This window comes from Chryseolinea serpens (genome assembly GCF_900129725.1).
In the GTDB taxonomy this organism is placed as follows: domain Bacteria; phylum Bacteroidota; class Bacteroidia; order Cytophagales; family Cyclobacteriaceae; genus Chryseolinea; species Chryseolinea serpens.
Genome location: NZ_FQWQ01000001.1, coordinates 2,335,404 through 2,354,080, shown reverse-complemented (window position 1 = coordinate 2,354,080; position 18,677 = coordinate 2,335,404). Strand labels below are relative to the sequence as shown.

Annotated in this window: 15 protein-coding genes; 4 read left to right on the top strand and 11 right to left on the bottom strand. The window is 41.9% G+C overall.

Features of this window, described 5'->3' with window-relative positions:
• Positions 1-1,674: 1,674 nt before the first annotated feature.
• On the top strand, positions 1,675-2,619 hold the full coding sequence (locus BUB30_RS09265; RefSeq protein WP_073133009.1) for an HNH endonuclease: 945 nt from the start codon (positions 1,675-1,677) through the stop codon (positions 2,617-2,619).
• A gap of 492 nt (positions 2,620-3,111) precedes the next feature.
• Here the strand turns inward: BUB30_RS09265 and BUB30_RS09260 are convergent, their stop codons facing one another.
• The 9 genes from BUB30_RS09260 to BUB30_RS09225 form a co-directional block, all read right to left on the bottom strand.
• Positions 3,112-4,461: an HsdM family class I SAM-dependent methyltransferase gene (locus BUB30_RS09260; protein WP_245804054.1), complete on the bottom strand. Its 1,350-nt coding sequence runs from the start codon at positions 4,459-4,461 to the stop codon at positions 3,112-3,114.
• 54 nt (positions 4,462-4,515) lie between these two features.
• Positions 4,516-5,097: an HNH endonuclease signature motif containing protein gene (locus BUB30_RS09255; RefSeq protein ID WP_073133008.1), complete on the bottom strand. Its 582-nt coding sequence runs from the start codon at positions 5,095-5,097 to the stop codon at positions 4,516-4,518.
• A gap of 4 nt (positions 5,098-5,101) precedes the next feature.
• Positions 5,102-5,749, bottom strand: coding sequence for a hypothetical protein (locus tag BUB30_RS09250; RefSeq protein ID WP_073133006.1), 648 nt, complete (start codon positions 5,747-5,749; stop codon positions 5,102-5,104).
• Positions 5,742-6,404 (bottom strand): ATP-binding protein, encoded by a 663-nt coding sequence (locus BUB30_RS34545; RefSeq protein ID WP_143164830.1) that lies wholly within the window; start codon positions 6,402-6,404, stop codon positions 5,742-5,744. Before BUB30_RS34545 ends, BUB30_RS09250 begins: the two co-directional genes overlap by 8 nt.
• 89 nt (positions 6,405-6,493) lie before the next feature.
• A complete protein-coding gene (locus BUB30_RS09245; RefSeq protein ID WP_084137986.1) occupies positions 6,494-8,173 on the bottom strand; it encodes an ATP-binding protein in 1,680 nt (559 codons plus the stop codon).
• Between the two features lie 279 nt (positions 8,174-8,452).
• Positions 8,453-8,698, bottom strand: a complete 246-nt coding sequence (locus BUB30_RS35945) for an RloB domain-containing protein (protein WP_394333999.1) — start codon at positions 8,696-8,698, stop codon at positions 8,453-8,455.
• A gap of 500 nt (positions 8,699-9,198) precedes the next feature.
• Positions 9,199-9,768: a hypothetical protein gene (locus BUB30_RS09235; protein ID WP_143164829.1), complete on the bottom strand. Its 570-nt coding sequence runs from the start codon at positions 9,766-9,768 to the stop codon at positions 9,199-9,201.
• A 193-nt stretch (positions 9,769-9,961) separates the two neighbouring features.
• Positions 9,962-10,696, bottom strand: coding sequence for a DUF6088 family protein (locus BUB30_RS09230; protein ID WP_143164828.1), 735 nt, complete (start codon positions 10,694-10,696; stop codon positions 9,962-9,964).
• A gap of 408 nt (positions 10,697-11,104) precedes the next feature.
• Entirely contained in the window at positions 11,105-12,238 is a 1,134-nt protein-coding gene (locus tag BUB30_RS09225) for a hypothetical protein (protein ID WP_073132998.1), read from the bottom strand.
• Positions 12,239-12,579: 341 nt separating this feature from the next.
• On the opposite strand from BUB30_RS09225, the gene BUB30_RS34825 reads away from it, so the two are divergent.
• A complete protein-coding gene (locus tag BUB30_RS34825; RefSeq protein ID WP_143164827.1) occupies positions 12,580-12,828 on the top strand; it encodes a hypothetical protein in 249 nt (82 codons plus the stop codon).
• A 292-nt stretch (positions 12,829-13,120) separates the two neighbouring features.
• Here the strand turns inward: BUB30_RS34825 and BUB30_RS09215 are convergent, their stop codons facing one another.
• Together BUB30_RS09215 and BUB30_RS09210 are read right to left on the bottom strand one after the other, a co-directional pair.
• On the bottom strand, positions 13,121-14,536 hold the full coding sequence (locus BUB30_RS09215) for a DUF1254 domain-containing protein (RefSeq protein ID WP_178377063.1): 1,416 nt from the start codon (positions 14,534-14,536) through the stop codon (positions 13,121-13,123).
• 68 nt (positions 14,537-14,604) lie between these two features.
• Positions 14,605-16,149: an arylsulfatase gene (locus BUB30_RS09210; protein ID WP_073132995.1), complete on the bottom strand. Its 1,545-nt coding sequence runs from the start codon at positions 16,147-16,149 to the stop codon at positions 14,605-14,607.
• A gap of 1,225 nt (positions 16,150-17,374) precedes the next feature.
• On the opposite strand from BUB30_RS09210, the gene BUB30_RS09205 reads away from it, so the two are divergent.
• Together BUB30_RS09205 and BUB30_RS09200 are read left to right on the top strand one after the other, a co-directional pair.
• Entirely contained in the window at positions 17,375-17,929 is a 555-nt protein-coding gene (locus BUB30_RS09205; RefSeq protein ID WP_073132993.1) for a lipid-binding SYLF domain-containing protein, read from the top strand.
• Positions 17,930-18,145: 216 nt separating this feature from the next.
• The gene (locus BUB30_RS09200; protein ID WP_073132991.1) at positions 18,146-18,646 is read left to right on the top strand and encodes an SHOCT domain-containing protein; all 501 of its coding nucleotides are present in this window, start codon (positions 18,146-18,148) and stop codon (positions 18,644-18,646) included.
• The last annotated feature ends 31 nt before the right edge of the window (positions 18,647-18,677 follow it).

Below are 18,677 nucleotides of genomic sequence, written 5' to 3'. Positions count from 1 at the left end.
CTCGGCAACATAAATGTCGAAGCGGAATTTTATTCGGATTTGAAGAGGTTGTATGAGATTAGCTTAATTATCAGGAGGTTGTGAAGTAAAAACAAAGGGTCACAAAGAGGCCAAATTGTACACTTTGACTTTTTAGTCCAAGAAGTTATGCGGTGGCATACTTAGCCAATTAATGGCGTTTATGAATTGGGGCCTTTAGGTAAAAAGTCAGTGAGGCCCAAAATTTTTACAATTGCTTCTACATAGTTTCTATTGCTTGCCTTTTTCTTTGAATCAAAGTTTCTTTGAAAAAATGACTCCAATGATTCAATAAGGCGAGTGAACTTTTAAGCCTATTAGTCTTCTTTTGAAAACGCTTAAGCGCATTTTCCTGAGCGGCATATTTATCAAGAATTTCTTTCAATGAGGTAGACGAGGACTGAAGAATATCGATATTGTTCATCAAGGATGACAAACTAACAAACGCAAGCGGCCGTACATCTCCGAATACACTGACAAGCTCACTCTGTATTTAGTTTGTTCTTAAACTCATCTATTCAAAATGATGGAAATTAAGTAAAAAGCGAGGTATTTAAGGGAATTTAAGGCAGGAAGAAAAGATTTCGACGTCGTCCTTGGACGAGGCCACCTCTGACGCAATACAGCACTCCCCCACCTGTTTTAAAGTGATCAAAAGTGCGCGAAATAAAATGGTATAGCACCTCGGAATTCTCAACGAGTTCGCTTTAACTTGAGATGGGCTTTGAGATCGGCCAAGGCCACTTTCCAATTGTAAAATCGGCTCTTTTTCGTTTAAGTGATCATCATGAGTTATCCTAAACTTGACTAAATCGTATTGAACATAAATTCAAGATAGTCAAGCGAAGGATGGTTAGTTCTTTGCGAAATGAATTGTCCGGTCGCACGGAAATTTGTGGTCATACGAAACGAAGTGGTCAACCATCGCGGAATCTCCACATTATCGGAAGCAATATGTTTGCAAGCGACTATTCCCGCCTACTCGGGATTCCCTCCCAAGTCACTGGCGCGCCTGAACTGGTGCCTACCCCACCGGCATTAGACTTGGGAAGTAGCTCGGCCCCAAGAAATCTCTCAGATTTCCAGCGACGGACACATCCATTTTTGGTATATTGAAATTGGGGATTCTTAAATGCCAATGAATCGGTGTCTTTTTTGTAAATCATCAGAAAACTCATTCAATAGTGTAGAACACATCATTCCCGAGTCTTTTGGTAGTAAAAAAGTCATACCCCCCAAAGGGGTAGTTTGCGACAAAAGCAAAAACTATTTCTTGGTCAAAATAGAGGGGCCCTTATTATCACATTCCTCATTTAGAAACATCAGAGCCTGGCATCAGATTTCGAGTAAGAAGGGAAACTTACCCACTGTGCGAGGGAAAGCAGAGAAACATTTTTCGCATTTTTATTATATGGAACGGAGTACGTGATCAACGTAGGTGGACCATCCATCAAAGGGTATGAAAACTGGTCACGCAAGCACGCTAACATAAGCTCTCTTATAGAGCGCTTGGGTGCTAAGGTCATTTCAAAACAAGAAGGCAATGTACTCAATCATTTTATCGAAGGTGACTTGGACGCAAAGAAAAGGAGTAATGTTCGATGCAAACGAGATAAAACAGTAAGGGGTATTTAGTTTATAGTAAATGTAAGAGTTGTGAATTTCTATCTAGGAGTAACTGATACCGAATGGTTCAACTATCTGAAAGGAATACATCCTGAAGATGTTAACTTCTGGCAGCCCGGAGGTAAAACCATTTTTAAAGCAATATCTCCTGGAGCACCGTTTCTGTTCAAGCTAAAAAAACCATTCAATGCAATTGGTGGACTTGGATTTTTTTCTTCTCACACTTTCTTACCGATCTCGATGGCTTGGGAAATCTTTGGGGAAAGAAACGGATGTGAATCATTCGAGGTACTTTATAGAAATATCAAGCGACTGCGTTCGCCAGAGAACTCGCTCGAAGCCAATCCCAATATCGGATGTATCGTACTGACAAATCCAATCTTCTTTCAAGAACAAGATTGGATAGAAGTCCCAGAAAGCTGGAGTCAGAACATCGTCCAAGGAAAAGGATATATATCGGAAGACGAAAATGGAAAGTTAATCTGGGACAAAGTCAAGTTCAATTTAGAAAAATACGGTAAGCTACTTATTGAAAACGAGGTGAATCAACTTAACCTGGAAGCGCCTGATACAGAATACTCTAATTCAATACTAAAAAAAATCAGGCTTGGACAAGGAGCTTTTCGGGTATTAATCACCGATGCATACGCAAAAAAATGTGCTGTTACGGGTGAAAAGACGTTGCCTGTTCTCGATGCAGCTCACATCATTCCTTATGGAAAGTCTGGGCCAAGCCTTGTTGCTAATGGAATACTACTGAGGTCCGATCTCCATAAGCTTTTCGATTCAGGATATATCACAATTACTACCGACTATAAGTTGGAGGTAAGTAAAAAAATACGAGAAGAATTCCAAAATGGTAAAGAATACTACAAGCGCCACGGCAATGAACTTGTTATTCTACCAATTGAGCAGATTAACAGGCCTTCAAAGAATTCACTCGATTGGCATAACGAAAATGTATACAAAGGATAGTTTAATTGATATCGACCTCATATTTCCCCTCGATGAAGTTATCTACTCTACTCTGGTTAGGTTCGTTTAGCAAAAACGCGATATCACTTTCACTGAATTTATAGATTCCAAAGTTCTTAATGTAATTCTTACTGAGCGAGTAGAAGGAAGCAGAGTATGGTTTGCTCGAATTCGTTATGTAATACCAAAATAGTCTCGATTGCATTATCCTTTTTATGAGTAAGAGATCCTTAGCAGATGATCCCACAATGGCTATTCCGTTATAGAAGAGTAAATCCTCATCGGAATTAATAACATAGTTGGGAATACAGTCTGTAATATGAGGAAAGAACAACTTATGCTTCATTTTGTCGAGAGACTGATTACGTCCGAACGCAAACCACTTTTCATATTTTCCTTTCCCTTTGTCACGCTTTGACAATATTTCTCTTTTGGATCGTAAATACCTTAACGCATGAGGAAAATTTCGATAGAGATGCACTTCTGAGTATATCATTGGCCTCCTCCAACATATTCATAAGGGAATATTATCTTTTCCTTCAACGATCTGAGATCAGAAATCGATACCAGCTTATTCGGATTTACGATGTCCATACAAAGCTCTTTCTCAATTTTATATTCGTCACTCAGGTGATAATACAATTTGTCTTCTTTGATCGGAGTGAAAATGTAGACATTGTTCTTTAATGTTGCTATCCCGTTTCGGGTTTTGTATAAGGAGCCGAATGGCGTTCCTGTTGATTCAATCTTAGAAATGATGTCATTATTTTGCAGATTCCATCCTGAAGTAAAATTCAATGAGTTGTAATCGACTATATTAAAAATATTTCGCCTTTGAAGCTGAGATTTGCCAATCTGTCTATATTGAATGCCGTTTCCGATCTCATTCTTAATGATGCATATGCAGGTATAAGTATTTCGTGATTCAAAAACCTGTTCCGTTCCGAAATCCAAAATTTTAAACCTTAACGTTTTAGACTGAAAGTATTCCCTTACGGCTCGTCCATTTAGGCTCTTGAAAAAGCTGTTCATTGTAATGAAACCCAGAACGCCCCCCTTGGCCAAATTCTCAATGCCAATTTGGAAAAATGGGATATACAAATCAGGATGCCCGGACTTCGAAACACTCCAATTGACGAGTAATTTTTTTGTCCTCGGTGCGATGTTTCGCGAACAAACATAAGGAGGATTACCGATGACGGCCGAAAAGCCTAAAAATTTTGGAACATGGCCTTCCCATTTAAATTCGAGAGCATCGCCAGTAAAAAGATTAAATTCAAACTCATCAATGTCCTCTCCGTTTGAGACAGCTAACAGTGTTAAAAGAATTTCAGTCCTAGTAACAGAATAATCCTGAATATCTAATCCAAAGATGTTAGTCCTAAATATTTCTGCGAACGAACGACGCCCCAACGTCCGAAATTTCTCAACTGCGGTAAGGAGAAATCCCCCACAACCGCTTGAGATATCTGCAATCCTAATGCTGTTATGGTTGTTCTTGTATACATCAAAAACTTCGTCAAGAATGTATTCTCTGATGTTTTTAGGTGTATAAACTGCTCCACTGATAATTCTATCGGAAGGGGAAAGTACAAATTCGAATAGTTCAATAACATTTTCAAGTTCAAACTTTCCGCCATTGTCTTTTACCAACGATAAGAACTCGACAGATTTTTTGTATTCGCCCTTGTCAGTCTCGGAAATTAAAAAAGTCTGTAGGAATTTATTGTTTTTTACTGTGATGTCATTTGCTCGTAAGAACGTTGTTACAATTAATCGATCGACTTTTAAAGGTTGATTTGATATGTTGCTTGCCAGGTACTTTACCGCATCCTTGTTCATGGTTTTGAAAAAGGATTTTTTATAAAAATATTACTATGCATACTTCATGAAAATCTAAAGAGCCCTTAACTGCGCATAGTAGGCGGTGTATTCATCATACACTTTAAGCAATTTCGCTTTAATCTCTGGCTGGTCATCGAGATTATTTTCCAATTTCTTTAATTCCGTAATCATTTGATTTAGATTCTCCAGATTCCATACAATTTTATGGTGCGGCTTATGCAGCTTCAATGCGAAATACATCCATTTACCCAGGTCGGTTTCATGGTCAATTTCACCGGTGGTTCTTCTTGAAAAATGGCTTTCATATGTTGGCTCACAGGGATCAACAAATCCTTCGTTATTAATGTTCGGTACACTCTGATCATTCGACGGCCACTTTTTTCTCTTGGCATTGTTACAAGAACGACATGAATAGACAAGATTTGAATAATCCGTTTTACTTTTAATTGTCAAAATGTATTCTGGTATGAAATGATCCACTTCATAGTATGTGGACTTCCATTCATCGTGGGCGTTGCAATAGCCGCAGCGAGAAAAGAAATCGATCTTTAGATTTGGTTTGTGATCACGATGTGAATTTACAGTAACGGTAATAGGTCTTCTTACAGGACACTCTGAACGAAAATTTGGCATGACGTTATTTTTTCAACTTACTAAGTTCCTCAATTATTTGTTTTGTGTTCTCTACGAACTCATCCAACTTAGTGATGCTTGCTGGTTGAATGAGATTATCCGGTAGTTCTTTGTTCTTTGAATCAATTTTTTCCAAGAATTGATATTGTTCGGTAAGTTTTTCTTCCTCCTGTAAACTAAGATCAGCAGTCTTCTTTTTTTCAACCAACTGATCAATCAGCTCCTCTGCTGCTTTAATCGAATCATAGTAGTTTTCAATTTTGTTCTTTATCCTTTGGATAAGAATTACTGTTTTGTCAACTAATTCATCTTTGAGACGGACAATTTCATTATCATGAATTAATGGCAGAATGTCTTCTTCTTCCTTAGAAGTAATAATGAAAGCAGGGAAGAAGGGGAATTTCTTTTTATACTCAGCGACAATTTCATCTCCATTGAATTGAACCACTTCGGCTTCTTGTAAATCATAGTCGGCTATGATGCAATCCACTTCTGACTCCTCAATCTGTTTCGCCAATTCCTCTTTTGTTAATTCAGGCGTGAGGGTGAAGACGACCAACTCGAAATCATCTCTTAGCTTTAGTCGAAATTTGTCCACCCAATCCGGTTGCTCTTCAATTATCGCGAGCTTATACTTTTGTGATTTAGCCATCGTTATGCTTTTTTCTTATCGGTATTGTGAGCCTCAATTTAAAGCCATTATGAATTTCTTGAATATCAATTTGACCGTTATAATCATCAATGATTGTCTTTGCCAAGTACATACCAATCCCCGTACCTATTTTATTTCCTTTTTTGTCAACTTTTGACGTTTCAAATGGGAGGAAAATTTCCTCCGGCGAGCGGTGATAATCTGGTGATAGCCCTGCTCCATTATCAGCGAAGTAAATGTTTAACGTCCCATTTTCTTCTTCGAATGATACATCGACTTTTCGAGTGTGATTGTCCTTTCGTCTTTTAAACGAGTCTAACGAATTTATCAATAGATTGTTGAAGACCGTGTCGAAATCAATTGCAAACGATCTTATTTGAACAGGGTCTTTAAGATTGTTAGTAATTGAAAGAGAAACCTTTCTTCGCTTTAATGCATTTTCCCAATTTTCACGGAACGATTGGAAGTAAGAACTAATGTCCAGGTTTGTTCTAGTCCGCTTGTCTTTCTTCAATGCAGACAATGAATAATCAAGCCAGTGCTTTACTTGAATATCCTGATCCCTCATGTAATTCAGTAGGTCATAAGGATTCTCTTCCTGAGGGAGCTCCTTTACTTTCTTTTTATCGAGCGCCTTGTCTAGAATGGTTCTCAAATCGTCTGTGCGAGAGACGAGGAGAGTTCTTATGCCTCTCAGTTCATGTGCAAACGAAGAAACAATTAATCCAATCCCTGATAAACTTCTTAACAAGCGTATTTCATTGTCCTTCTCTTCAATCTCGTCATCCTTTGCCTGAATACCTTTAGCAAGAGTAATTTCAGTTTCAGTTGGCGTAGCGTTTGTTTTTTCTGAACCGTCAGTTGTATTGTTTGCTGTTGAGTCACTTGGTGTCGTTCCGGACTCCTCATTTTTTTTTGCTGTTCTAAAACACGCTTTGCTTCTTCTTCGGCCCTTCTTTTTGTTTCCTCCTCTGCATTTACTTTCTTGAAGCGTTCTGAGAAGGAATACATGATTACATTTCGATCTTTTTCAAATTGCTCAATTATCCCCTTGAGAATAGATTTAAACATTTCAAATTCTTCATTCTCTTGAACTCCTTCCCGTCCTGACTTATCCTGAAATTTTGTATTTGTAATTCTAGATATATTAACTGTTCCAGAAATCTGATTTGGACCAATTCGGTAAGCGCCAATTCTTTGGCCAGCACCTTGTGGACTTTGCGCCTGTCTCTCGCCGAGGTTCAACCAGTCTTGTCCATTTTCACCGTATGGCCTAACCCTGAATTCATCACGAAAAATTTTAACTCCTCCGAATTTCTTTAACCAAGCTCGTCGTGATGCTGTATTAAATTCCCGATATGGATACTTCTTAACATCAGACTCCCCTTTTGCATCGCTCTTTGTTAGTTTAAGAAAATAAAACGTAAACGAAAATTTGCCAATGTTATCAAGTAGACTATTGTCGGTAACTTCTGTAATGCCTTTAAGAATTTCATTCAGGCTTATTTTATATTCAAATTTCGTTGCCTTAAATGTTTCAAAATCATAAGGGAAGGTTTTCATCAGCGGCATAGAGAAAACATCCATGTACTCCTTGATGACCTTATTCAGTTCGAGTTCATTTCTTTCTACAGAGATTGTAACAGTTTTCTTCGAATCATTTGTAAACGACGCGTGTATTTTATAATCAAAATCATCATGGAATACGGTAGAAAGTTTTCCGTAGTCCTTTTGATGGATTCTGGAGAAAAGTGAAATGCCGAATGATGGTTGTTCTTTTGGAGGATTGAGTATTTCCAAATTTGAAAACAGTTTATCTATTTCATCCTTCGACCATTCCTCTCTGAGTTTGGTGATTTTTAAAATAGTCCCGCTTGTAAATTTGATTTCCTCAAGGTGCTTAGAGAGATTGTCGAATCCGTTTGAAAGGGCTGTAACCTGTTGCGTAAAGATATTCGATTTGATCGTTTCAAGACGAGCTTTTACTTGATTGATGGCGACACCTTTTCTTTGAAATGCTGTCCAGTCTACCTTCCAATAATTTCCCACAGACTTGCCAGATGGTATAGTATAGAGTTCTGCAACTTCCCCCAGGCGATCTAATGCAAATCTGCCAATGCCTTTTGCTCCGGTTCTAATACGTCCATCTTTTGATTCAAAATCACTTTCCTTGTTATCTGTGCCAATCATCATCCAATTTTTTCGGATAATGTTTTCAGTCATTCCTGTTCCGTTATCTATGATGTAGAGGATGTTTTTTTTACTGTCCTGCTCATCATTTGCGAAATAGACAACTGAATTTTTGGCATCAGCATCGTAACAGTTTTTTACAAGTTCAACCACTGCCCCTTCTGCAGTTGAAAAATTTTGTTGCCCTATTAGTTGAGCAGTCCTTGCGGAAACGGTAAAAGGAATTTGTGGCATTTTAGAAATTTAGGAGTTTTTATACAAAAGGCATCCCATTTATTCTTCAGTTCGGGCAAATACACCTTAGTTTTAAGTATTACAACATGTCGTCAAATGATGGTTTCATTTGTAATTATTTGATAATCAATAAGTTGATAATTTATAGGCCTAACGAGTGTATTTAGTTATCTCTTCCACTAATCAAAAGACCGTAGTCGATGAAACTCCTTCATAGCGGGGCTTGCGTGATTGTATTTGCATGAATCTTCTTTGCCCTGATTATTGCCAACTCCCGTCTTACGATACCCGTCTTCGGGTTCTAGGTTTCCAGCAATTCAAAAAAATCACGACTAATTTTCTTTTGCTTCCATCTGCCTCGTAAGAAGCACCTAACGGATTTATATATCGGTTTAATTTATTTCCATAGTCTGCCCTGGCCATGGCCCCGCCCTGGTGATCTTCGAAATGGAGTATCAACCAATATTCAAAAGCCTGATTGGAATACGCGATTCCAAATCCATTAGCCGCTGCTACTGATGGCATTGTTAAAATCATTGTCCGTGAAGTCTTTGTCAAATACAAACCAGACCTGTTCGTAGGATCTTAGCTGGCTTAGTCTCATTGCTTCATTGACCGATTGAACTTTAGATGGAGCAATAAAAAGTGTCCACTAATATGTCCGTAATACCTGCAAGTAATGAATCTATATATCGGTATATCAAATATTTACAACAAATCATGAGTAGCCCCGACAGGGCCAGAGCTATTTTCGCGAGTTTTCTTAGATCTTCGCTATTTATCTGATAATCAAGTCAAGAACACGGAAAGCTTTCGTTGGATTTCATGATTTTACGGACACAATTTTGCCATTTTCTTGACAAAATGCAAAGCTAGACACAAACTTGCCAATCATTTTGGAGGGCATCCTGAACGATATCTTGTGCCCGTCTTCGATAGAGTTACGCGACTGAAAAGAATCTCTCCTAATTTAGTTTGTCCCTTTAATTGAGCTGCTTCAAACCTAAGGAAGGAACAAGGAAAATCTAATATAGCAGCTCCCGGATGGTGGTATCGGCATTAAGCCGATGCAACGCCTTCGTTACCTGCTCCAGCCTTTTAACGACATCGGGTTCGGAACTGGCGATGTGCAAAAGCGAATCACATTCGAACTGCAACGCCAGGTACTTCGTTATCCGCTCGCGCGCAACACCGTCGGCATTGAGGTCGAGGCCACGGAGAAGGTAAGGGGCCATGATTATTTCGATGATGTCGCTTACTTGGGTTAAATAACGGTCGATATCATCGTGGTGCATGGATTGGGTACGGGCTATGGAATCTAGATCCTGCGTCGCCACCTGGTTGATGATGTTGCGCGTGCCGAGGCGTTGCAGGTCGGTGAAGCTCTTGGCGGCGCGCAAGGTTAGCTCCATCAGTTTTCTATTTTTAACGATCGTCGATTTCAAAGAATCAAAACGGGCCAGTTGTTGTGCCGACGGGGACTTGTCTTCGACCTGAAGTGCCGGCTTGGCACGGTGACATTGGGTGAAGAGCAAAAATAGTATGGTGAAAAAAGCGCCCGTCAGGAGGGCGTGGTTTTTTTTGAGGAGGTTCATGTTAACGTGATTGCGGCTTTTTATCAGCGAACGACGGCTCAATTTAGCCAGAATATCAATCTCATCCACACCGACGCCGTTACCTAAGCCGGGCACCTTAAAAGATCTCCAGTGTTACGCTAAACTGTCAAAGTTCCAGAAATGCGCCGATTAGCGTCGACAGCTTCCGGAAATCAGGCGCAATATGAAAATGTTATTTGATGTTCCAGGAGCTCTTATTTGGCAACGTGTTAGCCGATACCCCTAACTCAAATGTAGATAGCGTGTTTAATTTTCTTCGCAAAATGCCTGTATCAATTTTATTGAAGTATTGTTCTATGACAGCGCCGAGCAGCGCTCGCGTCCTAGGTTGATATGCTTCCGCCAGGCCGGTCAGCCGTTCTCGATCTCTCATAGGCAGCTCCTCAATCTTTCCTTTCAGAACTTTGACACAGTCGTCTGGTGTCGCATCTGGTATAGTGTTTATGTCCTGCATGGCGTCGAGTATTTGACGCAAGGGAATTTCTTCTTCCAGGAAGTGTCCAATCCTTTTTACATACCTTACCCTGATGCCCTGTAACTCTTTCGCCTCTTTAGGAGTGACGGTCGCAATAATCAACGTGTTGGAAACCTGGCTGGTGAGACCCATCTGGTTGTAAACAGGGAGCCCGGTTGGATATCCAATGCGTTCATTATTCTTGAAAGTAAGTATTGTAATGATTTCTGATTCCTTGGGACGGGTTTTGCCGTAGATTGATTTCTTCGGTTTGTAGTACTTGCCTTTTTCCAATCGCTCGATCACGCCTCTGCGGGATAATCTGCTCAGCGATTGTGCAACGGAAGGAATTTCGGCTGGCGCCATTCCGCTGGTGAACGAACTATAGTCAAAGACCTTCCCCGGAGCCATTTCCTCTACCTTGTCCTTTACAAATTGCGCTACAGTAGTCATAGTTGCCATGTTGCTATTCTACGCGAGGGTGATAATGACCCGAATACTGTTCAAATAGATACTGGAACAGCGGGTGTTGATCAATCACTTCTTCTGACGATAGCGATGATTTAGCAGTAAAGGTAAAGCCTAGGTTTCTGAGATACAAGTTTTGTGGACGGTTAACTTGACAGTAGTAACAAAAAAATCTGAATGGACATGCGATTAATTGGAAATTCCGAGGGCATTGACCACTTTATTTCATGAGGGTGTGATCAGGTTAAGTTAAATGGCGCGGCTGATGCATTTCAAAACGTAACTTCAAGACAACCAACAAGCCGCCAACCAACGCGAACATCACAATTTCCTTAACACAACATCTCGGCCGACCACCTAAAGAAAAGGAGTAGTGAAGTGAAGTTTCCAGCGTTACCAAAATGATTCCCTTTTCAATGTCAAGGTTTCTTTGTCCACTTCACTTAACAATTCATCGTCCGCATTTATTTGCGGATCATACCAGTCAGCTTTTTTTCTTGCCCATGTGACCCAGGTTTGTATTTCTTCGGTAAAAATGTTACGCTCTAAGCTGGTAGTTTCAAGTTCATCGACATAACCTCGAATCAGATTTAGTTGTTGCCAACGCTTTACCTTGCTCAGAAGTAATTTGAAATCATCCAGTTCCCTTTCTTGGCGTTGTCGATACTCTTTTCTTTGTCGAGCCAATTCTTCTTCCTTCTTGTGTCTGATTTCCCTCAATCTCCTTTCTTCACGACGTTCCTCACCTTTGATCTCCAGGTAAGCTACAATATTTGAAAGCTGCTGCTCAATGGTCCGGGGACCATCAATCCATACCTTATCAATAGTAAAAGATGGCTTGGCTCCAAAATATAAGACTCCTGTAGGATCACGACGGGTCTGAGGCCATTTGCCGTCCATCTCTCTAGTCAACTTGTCCTTTTCCCTTAAACGTATTTTTATCTCTTCACCAAAAAGTATTGCTACAGTTTCTCGATTTTCTGCCGTGACAGCATGACCACGAAGCTTCAAAACTTTAATAAAAGAATCAAAAAATCTAAGTGACCTTGGTAAGAGAGCATCTGTTCCAGAAATATTCAATTCATTTGGATATATACTAAACACCTTTGATGACCAGTCTCGTTTTGAACTCGCGGCTGCACGTTCCTTGGTAGCTGTAACGAGGTCCTCAGGCTTACTAAGTCTTTCTGGCACTTTGAGCTTTTCGCCCAATGCCAACTCTATTTCCATTTGCCGTTCTTTCACCTTGTCAACGATGGTTGTTCTGCGGATAGTTTCTTCTGTTACCACCTCCAAGACTATCTCATCTTTATCTGGGTATTCAGCCTTAAACTCAATTTTACGCGGCTGTTTGCCAAATTTGATCTTTTGCCAATATCCATTCTTCGGCAAAGGGATTTCAAGCTTCTTGCACATTTGGCGCAATCCATTGTCAGAAATGTTGTAGGTCTTTGCTAGTGAAGAAAGAGGAGTTGACCAGACCAGGACGTATAGCTGTTTACGATTGAGCTTTATAGGGTTTTCCATAGACGGAGAAATTGATAATTGATAGACGGCCGATTGCGGTTAACAAAAAAATAACTATGCTTTCGCATCGGTTATTTTTCGGGCTCCACTCAATTTTTCAGGGCAAGATAGTGTTTTTTGAACCCGCTTCAATTGGCTTCAACCAACGTCAAAAACGGGTCATTTTAATCGTCATCATCATCAAGATTAGCATACTTTCCCATTTTTGTAATGGCAAAAATTTCGCCCGATGATCTTTCAGGCTGTTCATCTATTGCCTTGTCGATGACTTTGTTAAATCGTGACATTGCAGAAGTTATTGAATCTACCTTGTCTCGATGGCCAGCGAAAACCTCCAGGCCATGCGTAGAGCTCTTGGAAGCAGCATTTCGTTTATCGAAAATGGCATATACCATGAAGATCGGCTAGTTGAAGCCTGTGCGTTGCGGCGCGAGTGCATCGACCGGTTCATGTTGCCGTTCTTCCAAAATTTCAGCACGCTCCGGGCTGTAAATGATCAGCTCATCGATACTATACCCTGGGTGGAGAATCGAAACCTTGACCGCTTCATTCCACGGGGGCATGATCACCCAAAGTTATCGCAAGAGTAAATACCGCGCTAACTAAAGAAATCCATTGATTGTCAAGACTGTGAGTGATCAAATGTATCCAAAATCTGGTGGTCAAACATCTGCGGAACTAATGGTCAATGCAAAATGAAATGAGATGGTAAGCCGTCTCGGAATTTTCAGTTTATCGCCCCCGAGTTGTAAGGATTGAGTTTAGAAAATTAAGAGGAAGAGGGAGTTGTCAGAAATTTTCAAATTGCTGTGATTCAAGTGTTTTACCGGCATTATTATATTCAGTGCACCGATTTTCCTCCTGCCATACAGTGCGTTTGCTTTAGTTTACTTTTACTATCGGCGGGGGAAGCCAAATCCCTTTCACTACAGATTCCTTAGGAACGTATAAACGCAGGGCAACTTTGAACCCGCCTTTCTCTGGCGCTGGTAGCCAATTGCGTTCTTTTTGTTTTCCAGGGCTCTCGTGTTGCAAATATAAAATTAGGGAACCATCCCTTTCGAATTTCAGATTACTGCGGTCACCAAGTGCATAACGATTCAATTTGTTAGGAACAAGATAGGCGTCTGCGTCATACATCGTTAACGACCAAAAAGCATTTGCCGGTGGAATCTGATCTTTGGTAAATGTTAGGATGTACTTGTTCGCGGCGTCGAACGGATTACCTGCTTTGTCTACTTGTGCCAAAGGATAAAACGCGTCTTCCAACAGATTTCCGCCGATACCAAAAAAAGTCCATGCTGCCCGATAGCTATACCGTGTTCCATACTTTCCCATGTCATAGGTTAATGACCAGCCATCGACAATTTTCCCTAACTTCTTGGACTCCGCCATCATAGCTTGAAACCCTTCGGCATATCCTTCCTCTATTGCTTTTACTACCGCTGGACCAAATGAACTCAATGAAAAATCAGCACCCGGTTTGATGCCGATCTTTTCAATTTGTTTTAGCACACCCGAGTCGGCCGGATAAGGCGGGTTAGTGACCATTAGGCGACTTAAGTTCTTATAAAACTGTTCCGCACTCAATGCCTTGAATTGTTGGTTAACAAGCACCGAGTCATTCACCCCTTCCTTTAATGGTACATCTGTCGGCGGTACATAATCTTTGCTCCACTGCGACAAGGGGATTAGTCTGTATTGATCTTGTATTTTGTTGACGGCCGCATAATCAAAAGGGCCTGCGCAATACGTGCGACCTCCAATAATAACAAGATTTGTAGGGCACTTTAGTTCTTCCATGCCTGTGGGGACTTGCCCCGTCCACGCAGGGCCAGTAATGACAAAGACGCCACCCTTTTCGCCGTGCGTTCTGGATCCCGGTGCCGCTGGTACACCATTCCAGGCATCAATTAGTTGCATGATCCAAAAACGCTTGCCCATATTTGGTACCGACAGAACGATGGGCTCTTTTGAAAGATCAAGATTAGCAAAGGAATAGAGATTGTCAACATTAAAGCCTACCACGGTCCTGTCGGACGCATCGACAAAAGCCCGATAATGTACAAACTGGTTAACGGGGGCTTTGGTCTTTTCTACCCTTGTCACGTGTGACTGATAATCAAACTGTAATTCGAAAAAAACTGGAGGCAGGCCAAACAAATATGCCTCTGTTGCCAATGCTTTAGCTTCCGTTGGGTTGAGACCTCCTTGATCATTGCGTTCTGGCTTCTTACTACAGTAAAACACCACAGAACACACGATAAAAAGCACAACTGGATTCTTAACTAATTTCATGGTGTTCATTCTTTTGTTGATTGCACAGGTCCGAACTTGAACGCTACCCAATCTCCTGCAAAGTAATCTCAATTACCTCCGTTTTTTTCGGTAAGTTTTCGCGTCACTTCGTCCAGATTGAAGCTGGCTGGTTTTTGCCGGGGCGGGAATTCCCTAAAGGTCATGAGCCACTTGGCAACAAGGTCCTGCGATCCGTAAAGGAAGGGTGCGTGCTGAACCTGCCAGAGATCCCAGTAGATGGAGGTGTTGCCTCTTTCAAAGGGATCGCCAAGCATGTCGTAGGTTGTGGGGAGTCTCAGTTTTTCAAATCCCTTCGCCCAGACATCTATCCCTTCGTGGTTTTGTTCGATGAAGACAATTTTCCAGCGATTATACCGAAGTGCAAAAAGGTCGCCGTCATCGCTCCAGTAGATGAATTCTTTCCGTGGATCTTCCTTCACTTCCCCTTTAAAGAAAGGCAAAAGGTTGTAGCCGTCAAGGTGAACCTTAACGGTCTTGTTAGGCAGCTTGAAGCCTGTCAATGTTTTGGCCACAACGTGGGGATCGCCCGCCGCGGCACACAGCGTGGGGAGGAAATCTTCGTGGGCAAAAATCTCATTGAAGGTAGTTCCAGGCTTGATCACACCCGGCCACCGGATAAGGGTCGGAACACGATAGCCACCTTCCCAATTGGTGGCTTTCTCGCCGCGGAATGGCGTGATGCCTCCGTCTGGCCAGGTCATTACTTCGGCGCCGTTGTCGGTGGTGTAAATGACAATGGTATTGTCGGCGATACCCAATTTGTCGAGCTCGTTCAAGAGCACGCCGACATTGTCATCATGCTGTGTCATACCGTCGGCCTGCAAACCCAGGCCCGTCTTGCCATCGTATTTGGTACTCAGGTGGGTGAAGACGTGCATGCGGGTCGAATTGTAATAGCAGAAGAATGGTTTGTTTGCTTTGACCTGCCTGTTCATGTAGTCGACAGCGGCAGCCGTAAATTCTTCATCCACCGTCTCCATGCGTTTTTTGGTAAGCGGTCCCGTGTCTTCGATTTTGCCGTCGGCGGATGTTTTTAACACTCCTCTTGGACCGAATTGCTTCCGGAACGCCGGATCCTTGGGATAGTCGGGATATTCGGGCTCTTCTTCTGCATTGAGATGGTATAGGTTGCCGAAGAATTCGTCGAAGCCGTGCTTCGTGGGAAGAAATTCATCTTTGTCGCCCAGATGGTTTTTGCCAAACTGCCCTGTGGAATAGCCAAGGGCTTTCAGATATTCTGCAAGGGTAGGATCTTCGGCGCGAATTCCGACGCCGGCGCCGGGCATACCAACTTTGGTGAGGCCGGTGCGAATTGGTGATTGCCCTGTGATAAACGCTGCACGTCCCGCAGTGCAACTTTGCTGACCATACCAGGTCGTAAACATGCCGCCATCTTTTGCAATGCGATCAATGTTGGGCGTTTGGAATCCTAACATGCCGCGATTATAACAACTGGGATTGAACCACCCAATATCATCGCCCATGATGACAAGAATATTAGGTTTCTTTTGCTGAGCGCATAGCCATTGGGAGGTGAGCGAAAACGATATGAGCAAAAGAAAAAATAAAATTTGAGGCGAAGATTTTTTCATAGGTCGGATGTTATTTAAGGAAGTCATTGATGATTTCCACTGCGTGATTTATTAACTCACGACAGTCTCCTTTAGGCTTGCGACTAGACTAGTTGACTGTTTGAAGCAGGGTTGTCGAACCAATTGGCTACTACTAGTTACTAGCGGCTGCTAAGAAATAACAGTTGTTTACCGTGAATTACGGTGAAATAGGCGCGAAAATATGCCCTATTTGTCTACTCGTTAAGCCGTAAAAGGGGCTGAACGACATCAAAGGATATTCATCCATTCATGCGAGATGGGCAGAATTGCAGGTACCGAGGGGGGCTGACCGTTTTTGTTTCGCGTGGCCTCTGATCATTGTCTTCCGCATTTACGCGGACAATCCGTCAAGAGGGTATCAGTTTACGAAGCGAAATGAATGGAAATTTTGTTTTGGAGCTTAAAAGGCAATGATGAGGGTAACTATTGGACTAAAGAAAAGATGGAGAAGGAGTCGTCCCAAATTTTTTATTCTTTGATTTTCAATTCATTGTGCTACTTGGAAATTTCAGTACACCGATTCTCCACCTTCGCATGAAGTTAAAATTCATACATGAAAGTGTGGCCTCGAGGCTATTCACATCGGAGAGGAAGCACTCAAAATACTCAACCGTGCATGCAGTCGTGTAACGTGTATTCCCGCCATTGTGTTGCTGAATCTGCACATGCCTGTGATGACGAATTTCAGTTCTTTAACAAGGTGATGAAGCTCCAGTGTGTAAGAAAGCAAGGTTCTTAGGATCATGTTTTCTTCGAATGAGAACTGGCTGAGATCGGCCTGGCGCATTCACTAGGAATCAACTACTACTTTTCTAAGCCGCCTTGCTGAAGAAGATTGAGTCAGTGTTTAAGTAGGAGTTTCGGTAAGGATAAAGCATGGAGAGCTTTCTCATGCTTTTATAATTCGTGGGGCAATTTCAATGGGCCGACCACTCTAATAAGGAGCTTAACTTCAAGGGGAGCCAAAGTGTAGAATGGTTTGTTGCCATAGAGTGGATATGCGGATGAGCGTCACCAATCGTGCAACGGCGTAGGCATGCTGAGCCATGCCACGCGCCAACCCCAAGTTTTGTAGACGACACCGTTCAGGACTGCCTTGGCAAGGCATCATTTTCATGTCCCCATGGCCAGAGAGTGTTGGAAGTTTTTTATATTAGGCTACTGTCGAAATGATCTTCCTTTTTCGCACTTAAAATACCCTCTTATGACAAAAAAAAGACTGACTTTCTATTTACAGGGAACACTACTGCTGGTAGCTGTTTTTGTAGCGACGACAAATGGATTGGGCCAATCCGATTCCAAAAAAGAAAAAATCGCCAAGGACTCCAAAGAGGCAAAAGCCGAATTCATCAAGTCCGACCCGAAGATGGCCGACCTGTTTTCGAAGGCCTATGGATATGCGATCTTTCCTAACGTGGGCAAAGGCGCCGTAGGAATAGGCGGGGCCTCTGGCAACGGGGTTGCCTATGAAAATGGCACTGCGATTGGCACTGCGAAACTGACTCAGGTGAGCATTGGATTTCAATGGGGAGGACAAGCCTATCGGGAGGTGATCTTTTTCGAGTCAAAAGAGCACATGGACCGGTTTAAGGAAAGCCGGGTTGAACTTTCCGCCCAGGTGTCTGCCGTTGCTGCTAAGTCAGGTGCTTCCGCAAATGCCAAGTATGTTGATGGGGTGATGGTCTTTACCATGCAAAAAGGCGGCCTCATGTATGAAGCGGCGGTTGGTGGTCAAAAGTTTAAATTTGAAAAGAAATAAATCATATGGCAGAAAATAAATTAATGCCTAAGCCTCGTTGCCAGGGATATCCATTACGTCACAACTTTGCAGCAGCCTTCCACACGATGATTGGGTTGCCTTTGCAAAAAGTAAAATACATATAAATATATAGTTTATGGTAGACGCAGTCGTCTACTAATATTGCTCCTAACAGGTGATCTTCCGTGGTCAACGGTGCAATACCTCATAAGCCCTATGAAAAATTATATATTAATGGTGCTGCTGCTACTGGCTGTCTTTCAAGGATTCAGCCAAAAGAAGAAAAAGCAAGATCCAAAGGACATAAAAATTGACTCCCTGACCAAGGCCACGAGCATGCTCACACGAAAAGCAGACTCCCTTGGCAAAAGCCAAACGGTCTACTACGGGCTTTACACCACGATCAAAGAGAAAGTGCTGCTTCACGATTTTAATCCCGCAAAGCTGTCCCAGATCATCGATTCGATTCGTGTAAGCAGGGATTCCACAACATCTTTGCTGGCCGCCCCGATTGCTCCCTTAAATGATTCCTTGTCCAGACTACGGAAGGAGAATGTGATGCTCAAGGCGAAGGTGGACAGCCTCACTGTCGATAAAGTGGATAAGGCCACAGTGGTAGCAGATCTAAAGGAGTTAAAAGTACTTCTTGACTCCAAAATTTTAACACAGGCGGAATATGATGCTAAAAAGAAGAAGTTGTTGGAGAAGTGGCCATGAATAAGCTCTATTTCATTTTACGAACTTAAAC

Excerpts from the sequence above, each read along its gene's own strand:
- BUB30_RS09260 (WP_245804054.1), bottom strand. The coding sequence starts at position 4,461 with ATGAACAAGGATGCGGTAAAGTACCTGGCAAGCAACATATCAAATCAA.
- BUB30_RS09255 (WP_073133008.1), bottom strand. The coding sequence starts at position 5,097 with ATGCCAAATTTTCGTTCAGAGTGTCCTGTAAGAAGACCTATTACCGTT.
- BUB30_RS09250 (WP_073133006.1), bottom strand. The coding sequence starts at position 5,749 with ATGGCTAAATCACAAAAGTATAAGCTCGCGATAATTGAAGAGCAACCG.
- BUB30_RS09245 (WP_084137986.1), bottom strand. The coding sequence starts at position 8,173 with ATGCCACAAATTCCTTTTACCGTTTCCGCAAGGACTGCTCAACTAATA.
- BUB30_RS35945 (WP_394333999.1), bottom strand. The coding sequence starts at position 8,698 with ATGCCATCAGTAGCAGCGGCTAATGGATTTGGAATCGCGTATTCCAAT.
- BUB30_RS09235 (WP_143164829.1), bottom strand. The coding sequence starts at position 9,768 with ATGAACCTCCTCAAAAAAAACCACGCCCTCCTGACGGGCGCTTTTTTC.
- BUB30_RS09230 (WP_143164828.1), bottom strand. The coding sequence starts at position 10,696 with ATGACTACTGTAGCGCAATTTGTAAAGGACAAGGTAGAGGAAATGGCT.
- BUB30_RS09225 (WP_073132998.1), bottom strand. The coding sequence starts at position 12,238 with ATGGAAAACCCTATAAAGCTCAATCGTAAACAGCTATACGTCCTGGTC.
- BUB30_RS34825 (WP_143164827.1), top strand. The coding sequence starts at position 12,580 with ATGCGTAGAGCTCTTGGAAGCAGCATTTCGTTTATCGAAAATGGCATA.
- BUB30_RS09215 (WP_178377063.1), bottom strand. The coding sequence starts at position 14,536 with ATGAAATTAGTTAAGAATCCAGTTGTGCTTTTTATCGTGTGTTCTGTG.
- BUB30_RS09210 (WP_073132995.1), bottom strand. The coding sequence starts at position 16,149 with ATGAAAAAATCTTCGCCTCAAATTTTATTTTTTCTTTTGCTCATATCG.
- BUB30_RS09205 (WP_073132993.1), top strand. The coding sequence starts at position 17,375 with ATGACAAAAAAAAGACTGACTTTCTATTTACAGGGAACACTACTGCTG.
- BUB30_RS09200 (WP_073132991.1), top strand. The coding sequence starts at position 18,146 with ATGAAAAATTATATATTAATGGTGCTGCTGCTACTGGCTGTCTTTCAA.